Raw genomic sequence first — 23,447 nt, 5'->3', positions numbered from 1 at the left:
GCGCCTTTTTTCTTTCATGACAGCCAAGCATTTCTCAAAAGCTGTACGCCCTGTGTGATCTGATCCGTATCGAGATGGGCGAAACCTAACTTTATGATCGGCGGTTCAGGCTTTCCGGCAACGAAATAAACGGCGGTAGGATATACCTTCACTCCGTACTGAAAAGCGCGTTCGATTAATGTTTCTTCTGTATAGTTCAGGTGAACTCTCATCAATATATACAAACCCGACTGGTCGCCGATGATCGTCACATGACCGCCGAACTGCTGCTTTACATATGAAATCAAGTGCTGCATTTTTCGCCTGTAAACAATGCGCATGCGCTTAATATGGCGGGTCCATTCACCGGCCTTCATCAATTCAGCCATGGTCAGCTGGTTAAGCGAAGAAGCGGTGCTTTCGAAATGAATAAACCGTTCTTTATACCGGTGCAAAAGGCGCTGCGGCAAAACCATATAGCTTATGCGGATGCCCGGAAGAAAGGATTTTGAGAAATTCCCTAAATAAATCACCCGGTCTGATTGAATGGAAGCAAGAGCGGGAAACGGCTGCTGCGTGTAACGGAATTCACTGTCATAATCATCCTCAAGAATATAACCCTCTCTATGATTCACCCAATTGATCAGAGTTTGGCGCTGCTGAATGGACATGCTTACGCCGTAAGGGCTGTGATGGGATGGGGTCACATAGATTAATTTTTCTTTCATTGCATGTAATTGAGAAAAATCAGCTCCGTTTTCATAGACAGGCATCGTTTCCAGAGATAGCCCGTGAAATTGAAATGCCGCTCTGGCACCGTCAAATCCCGGGTCTTCAACGATCATTCCCGAAAAATCCTCTTTCAGAATCCGGCTGAGATATATCAGCATCTGCTGCGTGCTGCTGCCGATGATAATGGAATCCGCATCTGTTTTCACTCCGCGGGATTCCAAGAGATAAGCGGCAATTTGTTCACGCAGGTCTCTCTCGCCGAACGGTTCGCCGTACAGGAAGCTTTTCTCTGATGTCAAAACTTGATTGTATAATTTTCTCCATGTTTTCAGAGGAAAATGCTTTTGATCGACGGCTCCGGCGCGAAAATCAATCAGGGCCGGCTGAGTTGATTCGGTTTTCTCAGCGTGGACAACATCGTTTTCTTTTTGAAATAAAGAAGGTTCTACTTCATTTGCAAAATAACCTTTGCGTGTTTCTCCGCGAATGTATCCCTCCGCTAAAAGAAGATCATAAGCCATCAGCGTTGTATTGCGGCTTACCCGCAGGGAATCCGCCAGCTCCCGAATCGAAGGCAGCCGTTCATCTGCCTGAATATTTCCCTGCTCAATCAATGCTTTAAATTGCTCGTAAATTTGTTTGTATTTCGGGGTGTCGCTTCCGAAAGCGAAAATCATATTTTTCATCAGATGTTCTCCTCTGACATGTGTATTTATTTGAAACTGTATCTTTTTAAATGTCAGTTGATATCTTATTATAGCGGAAAGCGCTTTATCAATCCATTTCAGAGAGGAGAGTTTTGTATGTATATTCCGGCTCCATTTCAGCTGAGTGAAGCTGAAGCGTGCGATGTCATCAAAGAGTATGGTTTCGCAGCATTGTTTTCAACGGCGGGAGGCATGCCGTATGCAACCCACCTGCCATTGATGATGAGTAAGGATAACGAATGCTTATACGGTCATTTTGCATTGCCGAACCCCCAATGGAAAGAGATTGATGGCCAAAACGTGTTAGCCGTTTTTCAAGGGCCTCATTGTTATATCTCGCCTAAATGGTATGAGACGAATCAGGCTGTTCCCACATGGAATTATGTGGCGGTTCATGTTTACGGAGAGGCGGAGCTTTTGGATGAGGAAGAAACCGTGCAGTCGATGAGTGATCTCGTATTGAAATACGAAAGCCCCGACAGCCCGTACAAATTAGAGGATGTCGATGCGAAATTGCTGGCAGGCATGAACAAAGGGGTAAAAGGCTTTAAAATCAAAATCAGCAAAATAGAGGGGAAAGCAAAGCTGAGTCAAAATCATTCAGCTGCAAGACAAGGGCTGGTCGTACAACAGCTCAAACAGATTCCTCATACAAACGAACAGCTCATTTCCGGCTTGATGGAAGAAAACATCAAACGGATCACTGCGAACAACTGACAAGCATGTTAAAAACATACCGGCAGCATGCGCAGGTTATGAAGCTTTTCTCAGGATGAATAACGACTCAAACAGCACATAAATCAATGGCGCCATTAAAATGAAGAAAGAATGAAAAATAGCATACGGTATGAGTTAGTAAACGATAAGTTTCAATAGAATGGTAGACGGTTTATTGAATGTCCAGCGGTTCTTCAAGATATCAGTCATACAAGCTAAAACAAGGCCGACCGTCAAATATCCGGCTGCGATGTAAAGATAAATAAAAAGGTAAAACGGGTAAGAAGACAACGGCGGTGTGTCTTCCTGTGTCATTTTTAAACCCACATAAAAGACCAATAAAAAGCAAACGGACGAAACGAGAGCTAACAAAAGGTGTTTATATAAATACTTCTTCATGTGTTCACCTGCTTATGGCGCAATTATTTCTTAACATATTATGACATGGTTTTACCGCTGCTGAAAGAATCGGCAGCGGGCACGCGCCCGTCTATATGAGCGGGGCGTAAAGAATCAATATCATCTTTTCATGAATCGGGATTTTTTGTTCGGATGGATGTAAAGAAGAATACACCCCAAAAAAAGCTGTCAGCTTGGTCCTGACGGCTTATTTTTGGTGAAAGGCTTATTTCTCCGTGGTGAAATAAAGCAATGCGATGACCGGAAAAGCGATTCCAATCCATAATGTGATACTCCACCCGCCTGAGGCGTATGCCCATCCTCCGATTGATGATCCTATAGCACCGCCCAGAAAGAAGATGGCCATAAATAATCCGTTTAATCGGCTGCGAAATTCAGGTGCCAACGAAAAAATGGCACGCTGACTGAGTACGAGATTGGCAGATACACCCATATCCAACAGGATAGCTGCGGCCACCAGAACTGCTATGCCGACGTGAGGGCTGCTTTGAATCATGAGCGGGAGTAATAAAGAAACGATGACAACACCGAGAGCGATTCCGGTGGCAAGCCGGGTCAAGCCGCGATCAGCCAGACGGCCGCCTATCGGTGCAGCCGCTGCACCTGCAATGCCCGCTAATGCATACAGCGCGATTGCCTTTTGAGAAAAATGAAAAGCAGGACCGGACAATAATAAAGGTACAGTCGTCCAGAACAAGCTGAAAGCGCCAAATACAAACGCATGATAAATGGCACGGCGGCGTAAGACCGGAGTCGTGCGCAGCAGCTTCCACATTGAACCGAGTAAGACGGTGTAGCTTGTGTTTGCTGTTGGTTTTCTGGCAGGAAGCACTTTTGATAAGACGATTGCCAGGACAACACTTAACGCGGCGGATAAAGCAAATATGGCATTCCACCCCCATATATCAGCGACCAGACTGGATATCGGACGGGAAAGCATAATACCGAGCAGCAGGCCGCTCATCACATTGCCGACAACCCGGCCGCGTGCGGCGTCCGGTGCAAGGTATGATGCGAACGGAACTAGCACTTGGGCTGCAATTGATCCCAGTCCGATGAAAAACGCAGCGGCTAAAAACAGTGTTCCATGCTTCGCAAATGCTGTCAGTGTCAAAGCGGCTGCGCTTAGAAGGAGCGATACAACGACAAGTTTTTTGTTTTCGATAATGTCTCCCAAAGGGACGAGAAACAGTAAGCCGGCAACGTATCCGATTTGAGTCAGTGTGACAATCAATCCTGCGCTGCTTGGAGAAAGCCCGATTGCCGCACTAATGAATCCTGCCAAGGGCTGTGCATAATAAAGATTAGCGACAATGATACCGCATGCCGTTGCGAGAAGAAGGGTTAAACCAGGTGAAATTCCCTGATCTGCTGTTTGTTTGTTTTCTTTAGCCATATGAATGAACTCCTTTTTAAGTGGTTTTTATGATGCTTTGATAAATGATTTGCTGATTCATCTCCTTTACGCAGAGGCTTTGGGAGTCTATGTTTCATCAAGATTTCCCTCAAGTTATTTTATAAACTGAACGTTTAGTTTCATTATAAGCAAATGATATACTAAACGTTCAGTTTTGTAAATAGGTTTCTGTTTTCTTTTTTTATACAGGTTAAGTATACTGAACGTATCGTTTATAATTCGGGAAGGAATGATTCATGTGCAGAGTAAACGAGGACGGCCGCGCGATGAAGGAACACATAAGGCGATTCTTTCTGCAGCCTATGATCTATTGTTGGAAAATGGCTTTGACGCGGTGACAGTCGATAAAATTGCTGAGCGTGCCAAAGTAAGTAAGGCAACGATTTATAAATGGTGGTCAAACAAGGCTGCCGTTATCATGGACAGCTTTCTTTCGACCGCTACGGACAGACTGCCTGTGCCCGATACAGGATCAACAGTGCAAGATATATTGACCCACGCCACGAATTTAGCAAGGTTTTTGACGAGCCGGGAAGGAACCGTTATTAAGGAATTAATCGGTGCGGGGCAGCTGGATGCAAAATTGGCGGAAGAATATCGCACGAGATTTTTCAAGCCCCGCCGCCTCCAAGCGAAAGGCCTTCTGGAAAAGGGAATTCAAAAAGGTGAATTAAGAGAGAATCTTGATATTGACGTAAGCATCGATCTCATTTACGGACCGATTTTCTATCGTCTGCTTATTACAGGTGATGAGGTGAATGATTCCTATGTGCATGATCTAGTGATGAGTGCGTTTAAGGGAGTTCAGCCTGCCTGAAAAATAGCCGGATCATGTGAAAGAGATACAGACTTCTGCTGCCTACGGGCGGAATATAATGAAAAGGCCGAACAAGTTCATTGTTCGGCCTTTTCTGATTGATTTGCGAACTGCCGGGCGGCCGCCACGCAAGCGATAACGCCGGCATTCACCGCCGCAAGTTCCCATCCTGCTTTTTCATGGAGAATCATGGCGGCCAGTAACAGTCCGAAGAAAGGTTGCAGAAGCTGCAGCTGTCCGACCGCGGCGATGCCTCCCTGGGCGAGTCCGCGATACCAGAATACGAAGCCGATCAGCATGCTGAATATTGAGACATATGCAAGACTGAGCAGTGCGGGCGCGCCGATGTTTGACCATGAGTCCGGCATGAAGCAGAAAGACAGGATGAACATAAGGGGAAGCGATAAAACGAGTGCCCAAGAGATCACCTGCCAGTTGCCAAGCCGCCGGGAGAGGCGGGCGCCTTCGGCATAACCGAGACCGCACACGATAATCGAAGCGATCATGTACGTATCACCGAGCGGAGAGGATTCTCCTCCTTGCAGCAGAGCATATCCGGCTACGAGGATGCTGCCGGCAGCCGAGAAAATCCAAAAGACCGGCCTGGGCCGTTCGCCTCCTCGCAGTACGCCGAAGATCGCCGTCGCAAGCGGGAGAAGCCCGATGTAGACAATGGCATGAGCGGATGTGACATGCTGAAGCGCTAAGGCTGTAAGCAGCGGGAAACCGATCACGACGCCGAGCGCTACTGTTATTAGTGAAATGATGTCGCTTTTGGCAGGGCGTTTCTCCTGAAAAATGAGGAGCAGAGCGCCTGCCAATATACCGGCTATCGCGGCGCGGCATACGGTGAGAAATACCGGGTCAAAGTCCGCTACAGCCAAGCGGGTCGCAGGAAGCGAGCCGCTGAAAATGAGCACGCCGATAAATCCGTTAATCCAGCCGTTTGCGGCTTTCTTCATTCCAATCACTCCAATATATATTTCTAAACCCATTTTCAAAGTTTATAATGACTATAAACTGAAATTGGCCTTATACAAATGGCCAGTTTTTATAAAAAGAAGAATGCCAGTTTGGAGGGAGCAAAAATGGATATCACGCCATTTTTAAATAGAGATCTGGATATTCCGCTTTATCAGCAGCTTTATCGGCATTTTAAGGAAAATATGCATCAGGGCCGTCTTCCTAAAGGACTGAAGCTTCCTTCAAAAAGGCTTTTGTCAAGTCAGCTTTCCATCAGTCAGACGACTGTGGAGCGGGCCTATGAACAGCTTGCCGCCGAAGGCTATATTGTCAGTAAGCCGAGAAGCGGATGGTTTGCCGATTATGACTCGGACGCCGTCTATGTGAAAAAGCCGGGCGCTTCGCCTGTTCAAACAAAGGCGAAGGAAGACCGCCAATGGATTGATTTTCACTACGGCACTGTGGATGCCGCTCATTTTCCGTTTTCAGCATGGCGCAAAAGTATGGTTGCAAGCTTAGATCAATACGGGCATGAGCTGTATCGGCCCGGGGATGATTTGGGCGAGCTTGAATTGAGAACGCTCATTTCGGAGTACTTATATCAGTCGCGCGGGGTGAATTGCCGTCCTGAACAAGTGATAGTCGGCGCCGGGAACCCTGCTCTTTTGCAAATGCTGTGCAAAATATTTGAAGCAAATCTATCCATCGGATATGAAGATCCGGGTTATCCGAGAGCGAGGGAGATTTTTAAAGCCAATCACATGAAGATCATTCCGATACCCGTCGATGATGAAGGAGTCTGTATCCGGAAGCTGAATGAAGAGCGGCCGCGTCTTGTATATGTCACGCCTTCTCATCAATTTACATTAGGAACGATTATGCCGGTAAACAGAAGGATTCAGCTGCTGAAATGGGCGGCGGAACATCAATCGTTCATTATAGAAGATGATTATGACGGTGAATTCCGATACACCGGCCAGCCGATCCCATCATTGCAGGGGCTTGATCAGCATCACCGTGTCATTTATATGGGGACGTTTTCCCAATCTCTGCTTCCTTCGCTGCGCATCAGCTATATGATTCTTCCTTTGCCGCTTATCGAAAAAGGCAGGGAAATCGCTTCTTTATATAAACAGACCGTCTCCTGCCACAGTCAGCTGACGCTGGCTCAATTTATCAAAAGCGGAGAGTGGCAGAAACATATTAACAGAATGAGAAAGCTGTACCGGAAAAAAAGAGCGGTATTATTAGAGGCCGTGCGGCGCGAGCTGGGACAATACGTCAGGATTCGCGGAGAAAATTCCGGGCTGCGGATTTTACTTGACGTTCAGCTGCCTTTCAGCGAAAAAGAGCTGATTGAAAAGGCGGAGGAACAAGGCGTCAAAATCTATCCCGTGTCTCTCACCTATCAAAAACAGCTCCCTGAAAAAACAGTTTCTCTCGGTTTCGCGGGGGTTTCTGAAACCGATATACAAGAAGGCATAAAAAAACTGAGAGCCGCCTGGGCGCTGTAAAAGGCAGCTCACAGTTTAAAATACTGAAGCTTGAGTCAGGGGTGCAGTCTCAGCAGCAAAACGATTTATAGGACGGGCAGGCGGAGCGCCGTATCAATATTTTGCAAATTGAGCCGGACTTGTTCATTTGTGTTCCACGGGTGATACCAGCCTTTTTCCATCATATAGCGTGAGATTTGCTCGTGCATGTCAAGGGCTTCTTCTAAGTGCCGGGTGAGGATCGCTTTCACTTCAGGCGTTCCGGCTTCCGTCGCCGCCATCGCATAGTTTCTGACACCGCTTTTTGCCGAATTCAATAAATCCATTGCGACAATTTGGTCTGTCAGTGCATTCATTCCCGTCAAGTATTCAATAATCGGATTCATTCGTCATTCATCTCCTCATTCATGCTGTGCATCAGATAAAATCGAGGCAAACTCCTGCAATTGCCTTGTTGATGTATCCGCATCCTGCTGCATGATTTCTTTCAGCTGCGGATCGGATACGAGCGCTTTCATGGTTTTGGATTTCGTCAGACAAAGTGACTTAAAAGAAGCCATCTCCTGAATTTCGAGTAATTCATGTAAGGCGCTGGCCATTTCTGTAGCCTCCGTTCTCTAAGGTTTGAGTACAACTTTTATGCAATCATCTGTTTTCGTGTCAAACATCTCATAGCCGTGCTTCGCTTCACTAAGCGGAATGACATGGCTTACAACATCGCCCGGATCAATTTTGCCGGTTGACACCAGTTCAAACATATACGGCATATAATGGATAACCGGAGCTTGTCCTGATCGGATATTGACGTTTCGCTGCATGATATCGCCAAGAGGAAAACCGTTATATCTGCCGCCGTACACGCCCGTAATCTGGATCGTTCCGCCTTTTCGCACCGCTTGGGACGCGATGACCAATGCGCTCATCGCCCCGCCCTGAAGTTTTAATCCGCTGGCGAGGAACTCAAGGTCTGTCATTTTCCCGTCCATGCCGACGGCGTCAATGACAACGTCGGCGCCGCCTTTGGTGATTTCCTTCAGGTAGCTGCCCGTATTTTCGTGGTCTTCGAAGTTCACGAGTTCCACTTTATTCGTCCGTTTCGCATGCTGGAGACGGTAGTTGACATAGTCTACGGCTATTACGCGTTTCGCTCCCTTTAACCAGCAGAATTTTTGAGCGAACAGACCCACAGGCCCGCAGCCGAGAACGATGACCGTATCGCCTGCTTTTACGCCGGCATTGTCAACGCTCCAAAAGCCGGTTGTCATCGCATCGGCAATAACACTCAATTTCTCATCCGGTTCTTCACATGTTTCGGGGACTTTAAAATGAGTAAAGTTCGCAAAAGGGACGCGTAAATATTCGGCCTGGCCGCCCGGATAGCCGCCGGTACTCCCTGAATAGCCGAAATAAGCGCCCATATCGCCGTTTTCATTTGATTGGTCACATTGGCTTTCCAGGTGATTTTTACAATAAGTGCATTCTCCGCAGGCGATATTAAAAGGAATAATGACACGGTCCCCTTTTTTGACTTTCGTCACGCCGGGGCCGACTTCTTCCACGATGCCCATCGGTTCATGCCCGATGATGTAGTCTTCCTGCAAGTTCGGGATGAGTCCGTGGATTAAATGTAAATCAGACCCGCAAATTGCCGTACTTGTGACTTTTATAATCATGTCATCGTGTTTTTCAATCTTCGGGTCAGGCACGTCTTTGACGACGACGTTTTTAACTCCTTGATACGTTACGGCCTTCATGCTGTAATACCTCCAGTGTTAGTGTTCATCAGGTGTGCGGTCAAACATCCCTTTTCTGTTCGTTTCAACGGGAAACAGGTTCATGTTTCCGACCATGAGGGTATTTTTCGCAGAGAGCTGATCCAGTTTATACTGTTCGCTCAGATCATGCGGGTGAAACCACTTTTTGCTGACCATCAAGTCTGTAATTTCCTGATGCATCGCGATTCCTTGCATGAGCTGTTTGCGCAGCAAAGCTCTTACATCAGGTGAAGCGGTTTCTGTTAAAGCGACGGCGGTATTTCTGATGCCTTCTTTGGCGCGTATGAGAAAATCCATTGCGAATGTCATGTCCGCAAGTTCAGGGACATGTAATGAATTGATCGGATCTAAATGGTCATGATTCAATGATGCTTACCTTCCTTTCAATTGATGATCGAAGTCGGCCGGTTTTGAGGAACGGGAGCCTGAAACGTTGCCCGTTCATAAACCGCCTGCAGATCAGCCAGGTCTTGAGAGGCTTGCTGAACGTCTTTTTCCATTAACGTTTTCAGATCCTGATCAAACACAAGCCCTTGCATGAGCTTGGATTTCGCTACACAAAGCGTCTTGAAGTTAATGATTTCATGTAAGTCAAGCGACTCGTGAGCCGCTAATTCACGCTTTTCCATAATTATCTTTAAACCTCCTCTTCTCAATTACGTAATTAATTTCCCCTGAGAAAAGAGGTCTAGTCTTACAAATTTTGTTTATCAGAAAAAGCGGAGAGTCAAAAAAAAGAGGAAGCACAATCGCTTCCTCTTGTTCACATGGAATGGCTGTTGGTGTCATGAACGTTTTTCTGATGCGCGGGCGGTTTTGCCGCGCGGGAGACGAGACCGCTGAAACCCGGGAAAGGTCATAAAAAAGATATGAACAAAAAAGCAGCTTGCGAACAATCCCGCAGGCTGTTTTTTCTTTCACCCGTCATGCAGGAACAGAAGGGGAAGGTGAGAAGAAGGCACTTATGGTATGATGACAAATAGAATAAAACCTCGTGAGGCCGGTCGGCTAAAAGGAAGTGGACAGAGATTGTTTGGTACAAAACATCAAGAAGACTATGTCTCCCGTGACAGACGCTCATTGCATATGCTTGCGCTTCGGGTGCCCGGTCTGGCGTTTATTTTTATGGTATATGCCGCATCAGTCTCTTTGCAGTACATTTATGAAAGCTGGACGGTTTTTTTGCTGCTGTTATTCACGATATTGATCGTCATTTTTACCGTGCTGCACTGGCATTCCCATCGCTGGGTGAAGAAAAAGACGTTTCTTTATTTCATCATACAGGGATTTATCATATATACATCGGCTAACTTGATGACCGGCGGCTATATCGCGGTTGTCGTCGGTCTCTATGCCTTTTTAATCGGGCAGATTATCGGAATGGCGGATAAGGGAAAAACGCTGCTCATACTCTATCTTTTCATTTTAATGTCCATAACAGCCCTGCACCAGGAGCATCCGCATCATCTGCTACGTTTCATCGTTATCGCCGCTCCCATCATGATCGTGATTATCACGTATGCGGCCACATTTTTCGCGCAAGTTGATGAAAAAATAAAAACACAGATGACGCTTGAAAAATTAGAGCTCGCTCACCGGCAAGTGAAACAGCTGACGCTTCAGAATGAAAGACAGCGGATGGCGAGAGACTTGCACGATACGCTTGCTCAAGGATTGGTCAGCTTGCATATGCAGCTTGAAGCGGTGCATGTTCATCTTTCAAAGGGTAACACTGACAGAGCGAAAGACATCATCAGCCAGTCAATGGACAGAGTGAAAGGCACATTGGCTGATGCGCGCTCGGCCATTGACAACCTTCGCAGCACATCAGAAAAGATCGGGTTCTTAAAAGAAAGCATCACTGAACAAATCAACCATTTTACAGAAGCCTCCGGGCTGTCTTGTTTTTTAGATTACAGCGTGCATCATGTGCTTGACGTTCATACGGCGGAGAATTGCCATTACATGATCGGAGAAGGCCTGACAAACGCCGCCAAGCATGCAGAAGCAAAGAATGTCTGGGTATCCGTTCAAGAAGAAGAGGGACAGATCCGCATAACCGTCAAAGATGACGGGAAAGGCTTTGATGCCGGAACAGAAATGAGAAAAAGCGGACATTACGGGCTGCTTGGGATACAAGAACGCGTCAATATGATGAACGGCACTTGCCGTATAACAAGCGCCAAATCAGCGGGAACTCAAATTGAGATCATCATACCAATTAGAGGAGAGGCGGAACATGTATAAAGTGTTAATAGCAGATGACCATCTTGTCGTCAGAGAAGGTCTGAAGCTTTTGATAGAAACAAATGACCATTACACCATAACGGGAGAGGCGGAAAACGGGAAAACCGCCGTCCGCCTCGCAGAGGAACTAAAGCCCGATGTCATTCTCATGGATCTGTACATGCCGGAAATGAGCGGGCTGGAAGCCATTAAACAGATAAAAGAGCAATCTGATGTGCCGATCATTATTTTGACGACCTATAATGAAGATCATCTGATGATAGAAGGCATTGAATCAGGCGCGAACGGTTATCTGCTGAAAGACACAAGCTCAGAAACCTTATTTCATACGATGGATGCGGCGGTCAGGGGAGAAGTGCTTCTGCAGCCGGATATCTTGCGGCGTTTCCGGGAAATGAAAATGGAACGGGCAAATGCCAATGAAACACAGCTGACGGACAAGGAAATCATAGTTCTGCAAGCCGTTGCGCAAGGACATAAAAGCAAAGCGATCGCCTTCGATTTAGGAATCTCAGAGCGGACGGTAAAAGCGAGATTAACATCGATTTATAACAAATTAGGCGCTGATTCGCGGACGGAAGCCGTCACCATTGCCATGCAAAAAGGCATTCTGAAACTGAATATATAATGAAAAACTGCCCAAACGTACATGCCCCTATGTACGTTTTTTTTATGTGAATGTGAACTACAATTAGGCAGAAAGTAATGATTGGAGAGGAGTATTCGATGTCTGGTTTTTTATATAAATTAGGGGGATGGTCTGCCCGCAACCGATTAAAAATGATCAGTGCGTGGCTCGTGATACTGATCGCTTCGATTGTGATCGCCATCTCGTTAAAACCTGCTTTTTCTGAGGATATGTCAATTCCCGACACACCTTCTGAAAAGGCGATGGATATCATTCAAAAAGAATTTTCAAAGGGTCCCGATAAAGGAAGCATACGGGTTATTTTCGGAGCTGAAGACGGGAAGAAATTGACGTCAAAACCGGAAAAACAAGCGATTGAAGAGACATTAAAGAAGATCAAAACAGATCATTCAGTCGCTTCGATTGCAAGTCCTTTTGAGACAGGAACCATTTCTAAAGACGGATCAGTGGCATATGCCGATATTACGTACAAAAAAGCGGCGGATGACATTACGGATGCGTCTGTTTCACATATTAAACACAGTCTGTCCGCCGCAGGAGACAAGGGTCTGCAGACGGAGCTCAGCGGCGATGTGCCGGGGGCCGGTGTTGAAATCGGCGGTGTATCTGAAATTGTCGGCGTTGTGCTGGCATTCGTCGTTCTGGCCATTACGTTTGGTTCATTAGTCATCGCGGCGCTGCCGATTGTCACGGCCCTGATCGGGTTAGGTGTAAGCGTCGCGCTGACGTTAATTGGGACACAGTTCTTTACGATAGCCTCGGTCAGTCTCTCATTATCCGGAATGATCGGACTGGCCGTCGGAATTGATTATGCGCTGTTTATCTTTACGAAGCATCGTCAGTTTTTGGGCGAAGGTGTACAAAAAAATGAATCGATCGCGAAAGCCGCGGGAACGGCAGGCAGCGCCGTCGTTTTTGCGGGACTGACCGTGATCGTCGCGCTTTGCGGATTGACCGTTGTCGGCATTCCGTTCATGTCTGCCATGGGATTGACTGCGGCACTCAGTGTGCTGATGGCTGTATTGGCATCAGTAACGCTGGTGCCTGCGGTGTTGTCAATCGCAGGAAAACGGATGATTCCGAAATCATACAAGAAGAAAGAAAAGAAAAGCACCGGCACGAATGCCTGGGGGCGCTTCGTTACAAAGAAGCCCATTCTGTTAAGCATTTTCAGCATCATTCTTTTAGCCGTCATCAGTCTGCCGGCCATGCATTTAGAGCTGGGGCTGCCTGATGCGGGAATGAAAGCGAAAGACAGCCCGGATCGCCGCGCCTATGATCTGTTGTCTAAAGGATTCGGAGAAGGCTTTAACGGCAAGCTGACAATTGTTGCCGATGCAAAAGGGGTCAAGGGGAACAAAAGTGAAGCATTTCAAGACGCCGTGAAAAAAGTGAAGGACTTGCACAATGTGGCGAGCGTCACACCGGCCATGCCGAACGAAAAAGGGGACTATGCCATCATTACGGCAGTGCCTGAAACCGGGCCGAATGATAAGGCAACGAAAGAGTTAGTGCAGGATATACGGAAACGATCAGACAAAAACGGCATCCGTCTGCTCGTCACCGGGTCAACCGCGGTGAACATTGATATTTCAGATCGGTTAAACGATGCCATTCCGGAATTCGCCATTCTTATTGTCGGGTTTGCATTTGTATTGCTGACCGTCGTTTTCCGTTCTCTTCTCGTGCCGCTTGCGGCCGTTCTTGGCTTTTTGCTGACAATGACCGCAACACTCGGGTTATCGGTATTCGTCCTGCAGGATGGACATTTCACCGGCTTGCTGAGCATTCCGGAAAAAGGCCCGATTCTTGCCTTCCTGCCTATTTTAGCAATCGGTATTCTTTTCGGGCTGGCGATGGATTATCAAGTATTCCTTGTCAGCAGAATGAGAGAAGAATATGTCAAAACAAAAAATCCGGTACAAGCCATTCATGCCGGATTGAAACATAGCGGACCTGTCGTAACAGCGGCGGGACTGATCATGATTTTCGTCTTTGCGGGATTCATCTTTGCGGGAGAAGCTACGATCAAATCCATGGGCTTGGCAATGACCTTCGGTGTACTTTTTGATGCGTTCATTGTAAGAATGACCATTATTCCGAGTGTCATGAAGCTGATGGGACATGCGGCCTGGTACTTGCCGAAGTGGCTGGATAAAATCATTCCGAACGTGGATATCGAAGGCCATAAGCTGACACAAGGCAAAACACCGGAGAAACCGGAAGAATAAAATGAAAAAGCAGATCGTTATGATCTGCTTTTTTTATGTGCTGACCGCATCCATGAAAAGAGAAAAAAGCTTTTTCATGTCTTCATGTTTTTTTGTCAGCATTTCGGGATGCCATTGCACGCCGACGACAAATAATTCACCCGTCCGTTCAATTGCTTCAATGGCCCCGTCTTTCGCATAAGCCGAGGCTTTAAACGAAGGCGCCGTCTCTTTTATGATCTGGTGATGGAATGAATTCACCCGCGCTGAATCGCCAAACAAGGTATGGAGACGTGTCCCTTTTTCAAAAGAAACATGATGGGTTTTTAGCGGCGGATCTTTTTCTTGATCATGCTTAATGTCAGCAAACGAAGCGTGTGTCAGGTCTTGATATAAAGTTCCCCCGTAAGTGACGTTTAACATATGCATCCCCCGGCAGATGGCCAGAATCGGCTTTTCTAAAGCAACCGCCGTGAGAATCAGCTCCTTCTCGTAGGCGTCCCGATCAGGAAAGGTCTTTCTTAAAGCCTGTAAAGGTTCTTCGCCGTAAAACAGCGGGTCTATATCCTGACCGCCGGACAGAATGATCCCGTCAACATGAGAGACCTGTTCCTTTAAAAGCGCCGTCTCTTGAATCACCGGCAATATAAACGGCACACCGCCGGCCTCAGAAACAGACTGAATATAATCATTATTGACATATGCCCGATTATAACCCGGGAAAGGGCCGGATTGATCAGCCATAATGTTTCCCGTAATTCCGATGCGTTTGGCCATTCTTCGCCCCCCTGAACCATGCTCATAATTAATCTGAACGTAGGTTGTACAAATCAGTTTGAAATTATTCTTCATGATACGTGAGCTTTCCAAAACAAAACCCGTGACAATCACGGGTTTTTACATTCATTTCAATTTCTTTATTTCTTCCGTCAGCTCTTTGAATTTTTGATCAAGCTCACGATATTGTTTATCAGCCGGAGTCATGAAGCTGAGTTTTCCGAGGACTTCCTGCCGTTCGGTCTCAAGCTTTAATCGCAGTTCTTCAGCATCGTCCCTGACGGAGGGAGATTCTTTCCATTGTTTTCGGACGCTGCCGTTTGAGATATCAAGCCGGATGTCCGTCGTCTTTTCGACAAAGTAACGATCATGAGATACGATGATGAGCGTTCCGTCGTATCGGGCCAAAGTGTCTTCAAGCTGCTCGCGTGACGGCAGATCAAGGTGGTTTGTCGGCTCATCCAGAATCAGCACATCTTTCTCCTCCAGAATAAACGCCATCAGTTTGCATTTGACCCGCTCTCCCATGCTCATCTTGCCGATGGGTTCCGTCCATTGCGCTGCGGTAAATCCTAAATGCTTCATGAGGGATTGAACATTTCCCCTTGCTTCGAACGTTTCTTTGTAAAAAAGCTGTTCGGGGGTTTTATCAAGCGGAAGGTCGAATACTTCCTGGGTTAAATATCCGACGTTTGCAGACGGAGAAATCCATATGCTGCCCTGCGCTTTTTCCTGCCCGAGGATGACCTTCAATAATGTTGTTTTCCCGCTGCCGTTCGGGCCTGTAATCGCGATCTTTTCACCGTGCATCACAGTGAAATTCACGTTTTTAAAAAGCGTTCGTCCGTCATATGACTTTGCGGCATCCCTTACTTCTAAAAAACGCTTTCCCGCTTTTTTGCGGTGCTCAATGGAAAAACGGACTTCATACTCCGCTTCAACCGGTTCTGCTTTCGCTTTTTCAAGCTCTTTTTCAAGACGCTTCTGCTTTGATTTAATCTGGGCGTCCGTGCGTTTTGCTTTGACGCGATGGTATTCTTTAAAGCCTTCTATTTTCGTTGATTGGGCGTGGGCTTTTTTTGACCAGGCGCTCAGCTCGTTCATTTGAGCTTCAATCCGTCTGATCATATGCTGCTGATTCTCATATTCGCGCTGCTGTGTCAGTCTTCTCTGTTTGCGGACCTCCATATAGCTTGAATAATTCCCTTTATGTTCAATGAGTTTCTTTCCTTCGATGGCCCAGATTTTTGTCGCCGCTGCATCTATAAAAGCACGATCATGCGAAACAAAAATAATGGTGCCTTTGTAATTCTTGATCTGATTTAGCAGTATTTCTAAACTGTGCTGATCGAGGTGGTTCGTCGGCTCATCTAATAACAAAAGGCTGCTTGAGGAGGAGAAACCTTTGGCAAGACGGGCTTTCAATTTTTCTCCGCCGCTTAATTGCGAAAAGGCGCGTGCGGGCACGTTCCACTTTTCCAACAAGGCTGCCTCCGCAGGCTCCGGATGGCCGGAATCATAAGCTTCCGTTTCTTGTTCCACCATATATATGTTCACATCTTGCATCATCTGGATCTGTCCTTGTGACGGCGCTTTTTGATTGCAGATCAATTGCAGCAATAACGATTTGCCGGCGCCGTTTTTACCGATAACGCCGATGATGTCACCTTGCTGAACGCTCGCGCTGATCTGTTCAAAAAGGGGAACACTGTTGATTTCATAACTGATGCCGCTTATTTTTAACATTTCTTTCATATGTCAATCCCTCGCTTTAAAGGGAGGACCAAAAAAATCCTCCCAATTGATTTGGAAGGATTAGCCGTACCTGTGCATGATCAAATAAGCTATTTTTACATAGCTTTCGTATCGTATAGAAAATGGGCAGACTAATCCTATTTTTTCTGATTTGAAATATTTGATTTCAAACGGTCAAAATAAGATTAGTTAATCATTGTCCACCCATCATCCCTTCGTATTTGTTACAAACAGTGTAGCACACACTTATCTGTAAAAGCAAAGGGTATAAGCCTTTTTATTCCAGATTGGAGACTTCCCATTCTTCTTCTAAAACGGCATAATAATATTCGTCCCACCATTCATTATCATGGGGGATGCATTTTTTGAAAAAGCCTTCCCGTCTCATCCCGATCTTTTCCATCACCCGGTGCGAAGCCATGTTTTCCGGCTGACATGTCGCAATGATCCGGTGTAATTTCATCTTGTTAAACCCGAATGCCAGCACGGCGCGCGCCGCCTCTGAAGCATATCCTTTGCCCTGGTATTCCGGGTGAAACACCCAGCCGATTTCATACGTATGATCGCCAAAATACTGAAAAAAAGCAATGTGGCCAATGACCGTTTTCTCATCCTTCAATAAAACGGGAAACTTCCCGGCATGTTCGCCGCTGTTTTCAGTAACGAATTTCCTAACATCTTCTTCAGTAAAGACACCCTCTGGTATATATTTCATGACATTTGGATTTGAGGTGTACGCATAGACATCCTGCCAATCTTCCGGTTCAAATGTCCGAATTATGAGCCTGTCAGTTTTGATATTCATTTTTTATGTTCCTCCATCAAAAAGATTTCATCTACTACTTCGATTGAAAAATGTAAAAACCTTTGAGCGGGGAAGAGCCGAATAAAAAAAGCCTGCAGCTATACACTGCAGGCGGTTATTTTTCATTTGCGGCGGCGGGCAGGTTTGTAAACCCGAATTGCCCTCCGACAGCTTCTTTTACTTCATGAATAACGATAAATGATTTCGGATCAATTTTTTGAACATGTTTTTTGATTTTCAGCAATTCGTTCTTTTTAATGACAACATAGATAATGCGCTTGTCTTTGCTGCCGTAATAGCCGTATCCGTAAAAAATCGTCGCCGCGTTGCCGTACTCGGAGGTGATGGCTTTGGCGATTTCTTCGTATTGGTCAGACATAATGGTGAGAGCTTTTTTATTATGGAAACCCTCAATGACAATATCGACGATTTTGGCGCACAGATATACGAATATAAACGTATACAGCATATGATTGATGCCGATCGCTAAAACGGATGCGAAAATGATGACACAATCCATATAAAACATGCTTTTCGAGATGTTAAAGCCCTTTGTGTAATTTAATAAATACGCCAACAGCGTGGTCCCGCCGGTAGATCCGTCAGCGATAAAGATCAATGCCAGCCCCGCTCCCATCAGCAGAGCGCCGAATACAATCCCGAGCACCATATCGTGCACGCCGAACGGAATAAAGCTGACGATGCTGAGAAAAACAGAAGTCATTCCCGTACCGAGTATCGTGTATAAAATCGTTTTTTTCGTTAAAAATTTATAAGCCAGCCCGATAAAAATCAAATTTACAACCAGAGTCGTAATACTTGCAGGTATATGGAAAAGATAATATAACACGAGAGCGATTCCCACGGTGCTGCCGTCCCCTAAATGATTCGGGATGACGAAAAATTCCACGGACGCCGCAATAAGAAAGGCTCCGGCCATAATCATCAGTATATCCTTGCAAATGTTCTTCATGTGCAAACCTCCTCTGCAGTCAAAAATATATAAAAAACAAAAACGCCTCAAAAATTATCCAGCAGAACTAAATAATTTTTAAGACGAATCATTCACAATCTCGTTTGTTCATTCAGTAAAGAATGATCAGCTTCAATATCGAAGATTATATAGACACCTTCACATCTTGTCAATGCCGTGAAAATTGATTTTTCTGCAGTGTATATGAGGTTTAAATCAATTTAAAACGAGGAATGATATCAGAAGAGTTTTCATTTCTGCTCTATCAATAAGAGAAATGTAATGAGAGACAACGAAGAAGGGATGATGACATTGGAACGAATTTTTATCAGTCCGGCCAAATACGTGCAGGGAAAAAACGCCATTGAAACGATCGGCGGACATCTGGAGGGCGTTGGTGAAAAAGCCGTCGTCATCGCGGACAAAACCGTATGGGATATCGCGGGCCACAAGGTGACGGCTGAATTAAAGAAAAGCAATATCTCTTCTGAAGAGGCGGTTTTCAACGGCGAAGCCTCCCAGGAAGAAATGAAAAGAATTGCCGGCATCGCAGAAAAAGCAGGCGCGACTATTGTCATCGGAGTCGGCGGCGGTAAAACGCTTGATACGGCCAAAGCCGTATCAGATGAAATAAACGGCTATACCGTTATCGTGCCGACGGCCGCTTCAACGGATGCTCCGACAAGCGGGCTGTCTGTCGTGTATTCTGAACAAGGCGCGTTCGAAAACTATCGTTTCTATCATAAGAATCCTGACCTGGTTCTGGTCGATACGAAAATCGTCGCGGAAGCTCCGCCGCGCTTTTTAGCATCAGGGATTGCCGATGCAATGGCGACGTGGATAGAGGCGCGCAGTGTCATCGCCAATGGCGGTAAAACGATGGCAGGCGGAATTCCGACAATCGCCGGAGAGGCTATCGCGGAAAAATGTGAAGCGGTATTATTCAAATACGGCCATCTCGCTTATGAGTCTGTGAAAGCGAAAGCCGTTACGCCCGCATTGGAAGCGGTGGTTGAAGCCAATACACTTCTGAGCGGACTGGGATTTGAAAGCGGCGGCTTAGCTGCGGCACATGCCATTCACAACGGCTTCACCGCGCTTGAAGGTGAAATCCATCACTTGACCCACGGTGAAAAAGTGGCATTCGGCACGCTCGTTCAATTGGCGCTGGAAAAACGTTCGCTTGAGGAAATTGAGCGGTATATCGCGTTTTATATCAGCTTGGGGCTGCCTGTCACACTTGAAGACATCAAATTGAAAGACGCATCTAAAGAGGACATTATGAAAGTGGCAGAAGCCGCGACGATTGAAGAAGAAACAATTCATGCCGCTTTTGACGTGACGGCTGACGACGTGGCGGATGCCATTATAGCGGCTGATCAATATGCAAAAGCATTTAAAGAAAAACACGCGTAAAACCTTTTACCGCGTGACCCGGACCCAAGGGCTGTTACAGCCCTTGGTTTTTTTATGCCCTTTGAAAACTTTTAAAAATAAAGAAAAAATTATGATACAATATACAAATGTTTTGAGAGATTGACAAAGGAAAGGTGGGAACGATATGTTGCATAATCCGACCGGTAAGGAGCGGCTTGCGCTGGCTTTTCTTCTCGGAATGCTTGCGATACTGGGGCCGCTCAATATAGATATGTATCTGCCGAGTTTCCCTGAAATCGCTGAAGATTTAAGCGCCCGCGCATCGCTTGTCCAGCTCAGTTTAACCGCATGTCTGATCGGACTGACAATCGGACAGGTTGTTGTCGGCCCGTTAAGTGACGCGAAGGGAAGAAGAAAACCGTTATTACTATGTATTTTTTTATTTGCGTTGTTTTCTCTGTTTTGCGCACTTGCACCGAACATTACTACATTAGTGATTGCCCGTTTTCTTCAAGGATTCACCGCTTCGGCAGGACTCGTTTTATCCCGTGCAATCGTCAGAGATGTGTTTTCGGGAAGAGAGCTTTCTAAATTTTTCTCGCTGCTGATGGTCATTACCGCCGTCGCGCCGATGGTGGCGCCGATGACGGGAGGCGCGATTTTACTGCTTCCGTTTGCATCATGGCATACGATTTTTCTCTTTTTAACCTTTATCGGGTTTTTGCTTGTTCTCATCATTGCGCTCAAGCTGACAGAAACCCTGCCGCCGGAAAAGCGGACTCCGAGCTCCATCGGAAATTCCGTGCGGACAATGGGAAGCCTGCTGAAGGATCGGTCATTTATCGGCTATGCGCTGACGGTCGGTTTTATTCACGGCGGGAGCTTTGCGTATGTCTCCGGAACGCCTTTCGTGTATCAGGATATTTACGGAGTCTCGCCTCAGGTATTCAGTGTTTTATTCGGCATAAACGGTCTGGCGATCATTACCGGAAGCTTTATCATCGGGCGTTTCGGCGGGATCATTCACGAAAAAAGCCTGTTGAGAATCGGCGTGATTACAGCGATGACGGCGACTGCCGTTCTGCTCGTCATGACGATCATTCACGGGCCGCTGGCGGCACTGGTGATTTCAATTTTTATTTATATGATTACGATCGGCATGACGCTGACAAGCACCTTTACATTGGCGATGGAAAAGCAGGGACACCGCGCGGGAAGCGCAAGCGCACTGCTCGGCATGCTTCCGCTTCTTCTCGGTTCCATCGTGTCGCCGCTTGTGGGGATGAATGAAGCGACGGCCGTCCCGATGGGGGCAATTATGTTCACGACATCCGTTATCGGTTCCATCGCTTTTTTCGCCTTAACAACAAAACCGGAGAAAGCAAAAAAGGAGTGAAATGATTCACTCCTTTTTTTGATGCCCGTTATTCATATTTCTTCAGCACGATCGCCGAATTATGCCCGCCAAAGCCGAATGAGTTGGAAAGGCCGATCGTTAACGATTGCTGGCGGGGCCCGTCTGCTACATAGTCCAAATCACACGCCGAATCAGGGTTTTGCAGATTGATTGTCGGCGGGATGATGCCGTGTCTCAAGCTCTCTGTCAAAGCGATGGCTTCAACTCCGCCTGCCGCGCCAAGCATGTGGCCGAGCATTGATTTGTTGGCCGTAACCGGAATATCATACGCAAGCTCCCCGAATAATGTCTTGATGGCCAATGTTTCAGAAAGATCTCCGGCTTTTGTGCTTGTCGCATGAGCGCTTACGACATCAATGTCTTCCGCTGAAACGTTCGCCTTTTTCAAAGCGTTTTTCATCGCCAGGTATGCGCCCGTTCCTTCCGGATGGGAGGCCACCATATGATAGGCGTCAGAGCTCGCACCGTAGCCGAGCACCTCACAAAGGATCGGGGCATTTCTGCCGATTGCGCTATCCAATGATTCCAATACTAAGATGCCCGCGCCTTCACTCATGACAAATCCATCGCGATCCGCGTCAAACGGCCGGCTTGCCGCGGCGGGGTCTTCGTTTCTCGCTGACAGCGCGTGGGCATTGCCGAAGCTGGCTAATGACAAATTCGTAATCGCCGCTTCCGCTCCCCCGGCAAACATGATATCTGCGTCATCATTCCGAATGGCGTTGAATGCTTCCCCGATCGACGTATTGCCGATGGAACACGCGGTGACGGGAGAAAGTGAGGGGCCGAGCGCGCCTAATCTGATGCTGATTTGAGCGGCGGCCGCATTTGAGATCATCATGGGGACAAGGCTTGGGCTCACTTTTCGCGCTCCCCGTTCATTTAAAGTATGAACGTTATCAATCAAAGTCGTGATGCCGCCGATTCCCGAGCCGACGTACACGCCGAGGCGTTCACGGTCAATCTGATCGAGCTGAATCCCGGAGCTTTCAAGCGCCTGTTCCGCTGCCGCTAAAGCAAACTGGCTGAAACGGTCAAGCCGTCTCGCTTCTTTTCTGCCCCATCTTTCTTCTGCGTCAAAATCACGGACGGTGCCGGCTATTTTTGTCTTGGAGCCGGAGACATCAAACGAATCGATGAAAGAGATTCCCGATTTTCCTTCCGTCAGGTGTTTCCAAAATGTATGCACATCATTGCCGAGAGGTGAAATCACTCCCATTCCGGTGATCACAACTCTTTTCATGGTCATTCCTCCTTCGGTATGTATTTATTGTAACTCGCAATTATCCTATTACAAGTTGTTGATTATCCTAGTATAATAAATACCAGGGTAAGAGAGGAGAGATTCGGTATGATACCAGAAGGAAGATTGCAGGCGCTCTCAGAGTTTTTAAAAACGCAGCGGGCCAAAATTTCTCCGCAGATGGCCGGGCTGCCGATGGGCACAAGGAGAAGAACGCCCGGACTCCGAAGAGAAGAGGTCGCGCAATTAGCCGGCGTAAGCACCACGTGGTATACGTGGCTGGAGCAGGGCAGAGACATTAAAGTGTCCGCAGCCGTATTGGACGCCGTTTCCGATGCGCTGCAGCTGAACAAAGATGAGAGAAATTATTTATACGCGCTTGCCATTGAGGAGGGCGTGAAGCAGCCGTTTGCTGCGGAGGAAGAAGCGGTTATCAGCCCGTCCCTTTCAAAAATCCTGCAGGAGCTCCGTTATTGTCCCACCATTATCTCGGACAGGCGGTGTCATATCGTAGGGTGGAACCAGGCTGCGGCGCACGTGTTTTTAGATTTTGAACAAATTCCTCCTGAAAAGCGGAATCTCATAGAGCTATTGTTTTCCAGAAAAGAATTAAGAAGTTTAGCCGTGAACTGGGAGCACTTTGTGAAAGGATTCATCGCTATTTTCAGAACGTATTACGGCCAGTATGTAGCTGATACGTGGTATTCTCAGTTTATAGAAGAAATGGAGAAAACGTATTCGGAATTTCATACGCTGTGGAATGAGAGCGAAGTCAGCTCGGCACCCGAAGTATTAATTGAGTTCCGCCACGCGAAGGCGGGAAAAATGGTCTTTAACCTGACTTCATTTCAGGTTCAGGGCAACAGTGATCTGCGTTGCAGTGTGTATACGCCGGTAGATCATACCGAAACGGAAGCAAAGCTGAAAAAGCTCTTCGAAAACAGATGAAGAACAGAACAAAACGGGAGGCGGCC

22 protein-coding genes and 1 pseudogene are annotated in these 23,447 nt (G+C 46.8%); 9 read left to right on the top strand and 14 right to left on the bottom strand.

The genetic code is table 11. The features are described 5' to 3' along the window. Nucleotides 1-14: 14 nt before the first annotated feature. Complete coding sequence (pdxR, locus tag D5S11_RS17360; protein ID WP_020955397.1) at nucleotides 15-1,397, bottom strand: MocR-like pyridoxine biosynthesis transcription factor PdxR; 1,383 nt, start codon at nucleotides 1,395-1,397, stop codon at nucleotides 15-17. Nucleotides 1,398-1,514: 117 nt separating this feature from the next. On the opposite strand from pdxR (D5S11_RS17360), the gene D5S11_RS17355 reads away from it, so the two are divergent. Further along, nucleotides 1,515-2,135, top strand: coding sequence for an FMN-binding negative transcriptional regulator (locus D5S11_RS17355; RefSeq protein WP_020955398.1), 621 nt, complete (start codon nucleotides 1,515-1,517; stop codon nucleotides 2,133-2,135). A gap of 36 nt (nucleotides 2,136-2,171) precedes the next feature. On the opposite strand, the pseudogene D5S11_RS17350 reads toward D5S11_RS17355, so the two are convergent. Then, nucleotides 2,172-2,534, bottom strand: a pseudogene (locus tag D5S11_RS17350) (hypothetical protein). 226 nt (nucleotides 2,535-2,760) lie between these two features. Further along, nucleotides 2,761-3,951: an MFS transporter gene (locus tag D5S11_RS17345; RefSeq protein ID WP_053104551.1), complete on the bottom strand. Its 1,191-nt coding sequence runs from the start codon at nucleotides 3,949-3,951 to the stop codon at nucleotides 2,761-2,763. A 259-nt stretch (nucleotides 3,952-4,210) separates the two neighbouring features. Between D5S11_RS17345 and D5S11_RS17340 the strand changes: the two genes are divergently transcribed. Next, the gene (locus D5S11_RS17340; protein ID WP_007409331.1) at nucleotides 4,211-4,789 is read left to right on the top strand and encodes a TetR/AcrR family transcriptional regulator; all 579 of its coding nucleotides are present in this window, start codon (nucleotides 4,211-4,213) and stop codon (nucleotides 4,787-4,789) included. Between the two features lie 77 nt (nucleotides 4,790-4,866). On the opposite strand, the gene D5S11_RS17335 is transcribed toward D5S11_RS17340, so the two are convergent. Next, complete coding sequence (locus tag D5S11_RS17335; protein WP_007409330.1) at nucleotides 4,867-5,751, bottom strand: DMT family transporter; 885 nt, start codon at nucleotides 5,749-5,751, stop codon at nucleotides 4,867-4,869. A 126-nt stretch (nucleotides 5,752-5,877) separates the two neighbouring features. Between D5S11_RS17335 and pdxR (D5S11_RS17330) the strand changes: the two genes are divergently transcribed. Beyond that, complete coding sequence (gene pdxR, locus D5S11_RS17330) at nucleotides 5,878-7,266, top strand: MocR-like pyridoxine biosynthesis transcription factor PdxR (RefSeq protein WP_108725150.1); 1,389 nt, start codon at nucleotides 5,878-5,880, stop codon at nucleotides 7,264-7,266. Nucleotides 7,267-7,331: 65 nt separating this feature from the next. On the opposite strand, the gene D5S11_RS17325 is transcribed toward pdxR (D5S11_RS17330), so the two are convergent. From D5S11_RS17325 to D5S11_RS17305, 5 genes are read right to left on the bottom strand one after another with little or no spacing between them, the layout of a single operon-like run. Next, entirely contained in the window at nucleotides 7,332-7,631 is a 300-nt protein-coding gene (locus tag D5S11_RS17325) for a spore coat protein (protein ID WP_014417026.1), read from the bottom strand. Between the two features lie 15 nt (nucleotides 7,632-7,646). Then, a complete protein-coding gene (locus D5S11_RS17320; RefSeq protein WP_007409327.1) occupies nucleotides 7,647-7,844 on the bottom strand; it encodes a hypothetical protein in 198 nt (65 codons plus the stop codon). An 18-nt stretch (nucleotides 7,845-7,862) separates the two neighbouring features. Next, nucleotides 7,863-8,999 (bottom strand): zinc-dependent alcohol dehydrogenase, encoded by a 1,137-nt coding sequence (locus D5S11_RS17315; protein WP_042634887.1) that lies wholly within the window; start codon nucleotides 8,997-8,999, stop codon nucleotides 7,863-7,865. An 18-nt stretch (nucleotides 9,000-9,017) separates the two neighbouring features. Then, nucleotides 9,018-9,386: a spore coat protein gene (locus D5S11_RS17310; RefSeq protein ID WP_007409325.1), complete on the bottom strand. Its 369-nt coding sequence runs from the start codon at nucleotides 9,384-9,386 to the stop codon at nucleotides 9,018-9,020. A 17-nt stretch (nucleotides 9,387-9,403) separates the two neighbouring features. Then, on the bottom strand, nucleotides 9,404-9,649 hold the full coding sequence (locus D5S11_RS17305) for a hypothetical protein (protein ID WP_007409324.1): 246 nt from the start codon (nucleotides 9,647-9,649) through the stop codon (nucleotides 9,404-9,406). A gap of 457 nt (nucleotides 9,650-10,106) precedes the next feature. On the opposite strand from D5S11_RS17305, the gene D5S11_RS17300 reads away from it, so the two are divergent. The 3 genes from D5S11_RS17300 (at nucleotide 10,107) to D5S11_RS17290 (ending at nucleotide 14,147) form a co-directional block, all read left to right on the top strand. After that, complete coding sequence (locus tag D5S11_RS17300) at nucleotides 10,107-11,267, top strand: sensor histidine kinase (protein ID WP_199910874.1); 1,161 nt, start codon at nucleotides 10,107-10,109, stop codon at nucleotides 11,265-11,267. Beyond that, a complete protein-coding gene (ydfI, locus tag D5S11_RS17295; protein ID WP_085341772.1) occupies nucleotides 11,260-11,895 on the top strand; it encodes a two-component system response regulator YdfI in 636 nt (211 codons plus the stop codon). The genes D5S11_RS17300 and ydfI overlap by 8 nt, the downstream gene beginning before the upstream one ends. Before the next feature lie 98 nt (nucleotides 11,896-11,993). After that, nucleotides 11,994-14,147, top strand: coding sequence for an MMPL family transporter (locus D5S11_RS17290; protein ID WP_108725148.1), 2,154 nt, complete (start codon nucleotides 11,994-11,996; stop codon nucleotides 14,145-14,147). Nucleotides 14,148-14,180: 33 nt separating this feature from the next. Here D5S11_RS17290 and D5S11_RS17285 read toward each other — a convergent pair whose 3' ends face one another. The 4 genes from D5S11_RS17285 to D5S11_RS17270 all read right to left on the bottom strand — a co-directional run bounded on the left by D5S11_RS17285 (nucleotide 14,181) and on the right by D5S11_RS17270 (nucleotide 18,436). Beyond that, a complete protein-coding gene (locus D5S11_RS17285; RefSeq protein WP_015239265.1) occupies nucleotides 14,181-14,903 on the bottom strand; it encodes a gamma-glutamyl-gamma-aminobutyrate hydrolase family protein in 723 nt (240 codons plus the stop codon). Nucleotides 14,904-15,029: 126 nt separating this feature from the next. Further along, the gene (abc-f, locus tag D5S11_RS17280) at nucleotides 15,030-16,658 is read right to left on the bottom strand and encodes a ribosomal protection-like ABC-F family protein (protein ID WP_007409318.1); all 1,629 of its coding nucleotides are present in this window, start codon (nucleotides 16,656-16,658) and stop codon (nucleotides 15,030-15,032) included. Between the two features lie 277 nt (nucleotides 16,659-16,935). Beyond that, nucleotides 16,936-17,463, bottom strand: coding sequence for a GNAT family N-acetyltransferase (locus tag D5S11_RS17275; protein ID WP_007409317.1), 528 nt, complete (start codon nucleotides 17,461-17,463; stop codon nucleotides 16,936-16,938). Between the two features lie 115 nt (nucleotides 17,464-17,578). Beyond that, nucleotides 17,579-18,436 (bottom strand): YitT family protein, encoded by an 858-nt coding sequence (locus tag D5S11_RS17270; RefSeq protein WP_003156057.1) that lies wholly within the window; start codon nucleotides 18,434-18,436, stop codon nucleotides 17,579-17,581. 282 nt (nucleotides 18,437-18,718) lie between these two features. Between D5S11_RS17270 and D5S11_RS17265 the strand changes: the two genes are divergently transcribed. Together D5S11_RS17265 and D5S11_RS17260 are read left to right on the top strand one after the other, a co-directional pair. Then, entirely contained in the window at nucleotides 18,719-19,852 is a 1,134-nt protein-coding gene (locus tag D5S11_RS17265; protein ID WP_003156056.1) for a glycerol dehydrogenase, read from the top strand. A gap of 145 nt (nucleotides 19,853-19,997) precedes the next feature. Beyond that, complete coding sequence (locus D5S11_RS17260) at nucleotides 19,998-21,209, top strand: Bcr/CflA family efflux MFS transporter (protein WP_007409316.1); 1,212 nt, start codon at nucleotides 19,998-20,000, stop codon at nucleotides 21,207-21,209. 28 nt (nucleotides 21,210-21,237) lie between these two features. Here D5S11_RS17260 and fabF read toward each other — a convergent pair whose 3' ends face one another. Continuing rightward, a complete protein-coding gene (fabF, locus tag D5S11_RS17255) occupies nucleotides 21,238-22,473 on the bottom strand; it encodes a beta-ketoacyl-ACP synthase II (protein ID WP_033575020.1) in 1,236 nt (411 codons plus the stop codon). Between the two features lie 108 nt (nucleotides 22,474-22,581). On the opposite strand from fabF, the gene D5S11_RS17250 reads away from it, so the two are divergent. After that, nucleotides 22,582-23,421 (top strand): helix-turn-helix transcriptional regulator, encoded by an 840-nt coding sequence (locus tag D5S11_RS17250; protein WP_007409314.1) that lies wholly within the window; start codon nucleotides 22,582-22,584, stop codon nucleotides 23,419-23,421. Nucleotides 23,422-23,447 lie beyond the last annotated feature (26 nt).

The sequence above is a fragment of the Bacillus sp. L75 genome (assembly GCF_003676355.1).
GTDB lineage: Bacteria > Bacillota > Bacilli > Bacillales > Bacillaceae > Bacillus > Bacillus velezensis.
The sequence above is the reverse complement of the archived record's forward strand: the minus strand, read 5'-3'. Positions and strand labels throughout refer to the sequence as shown.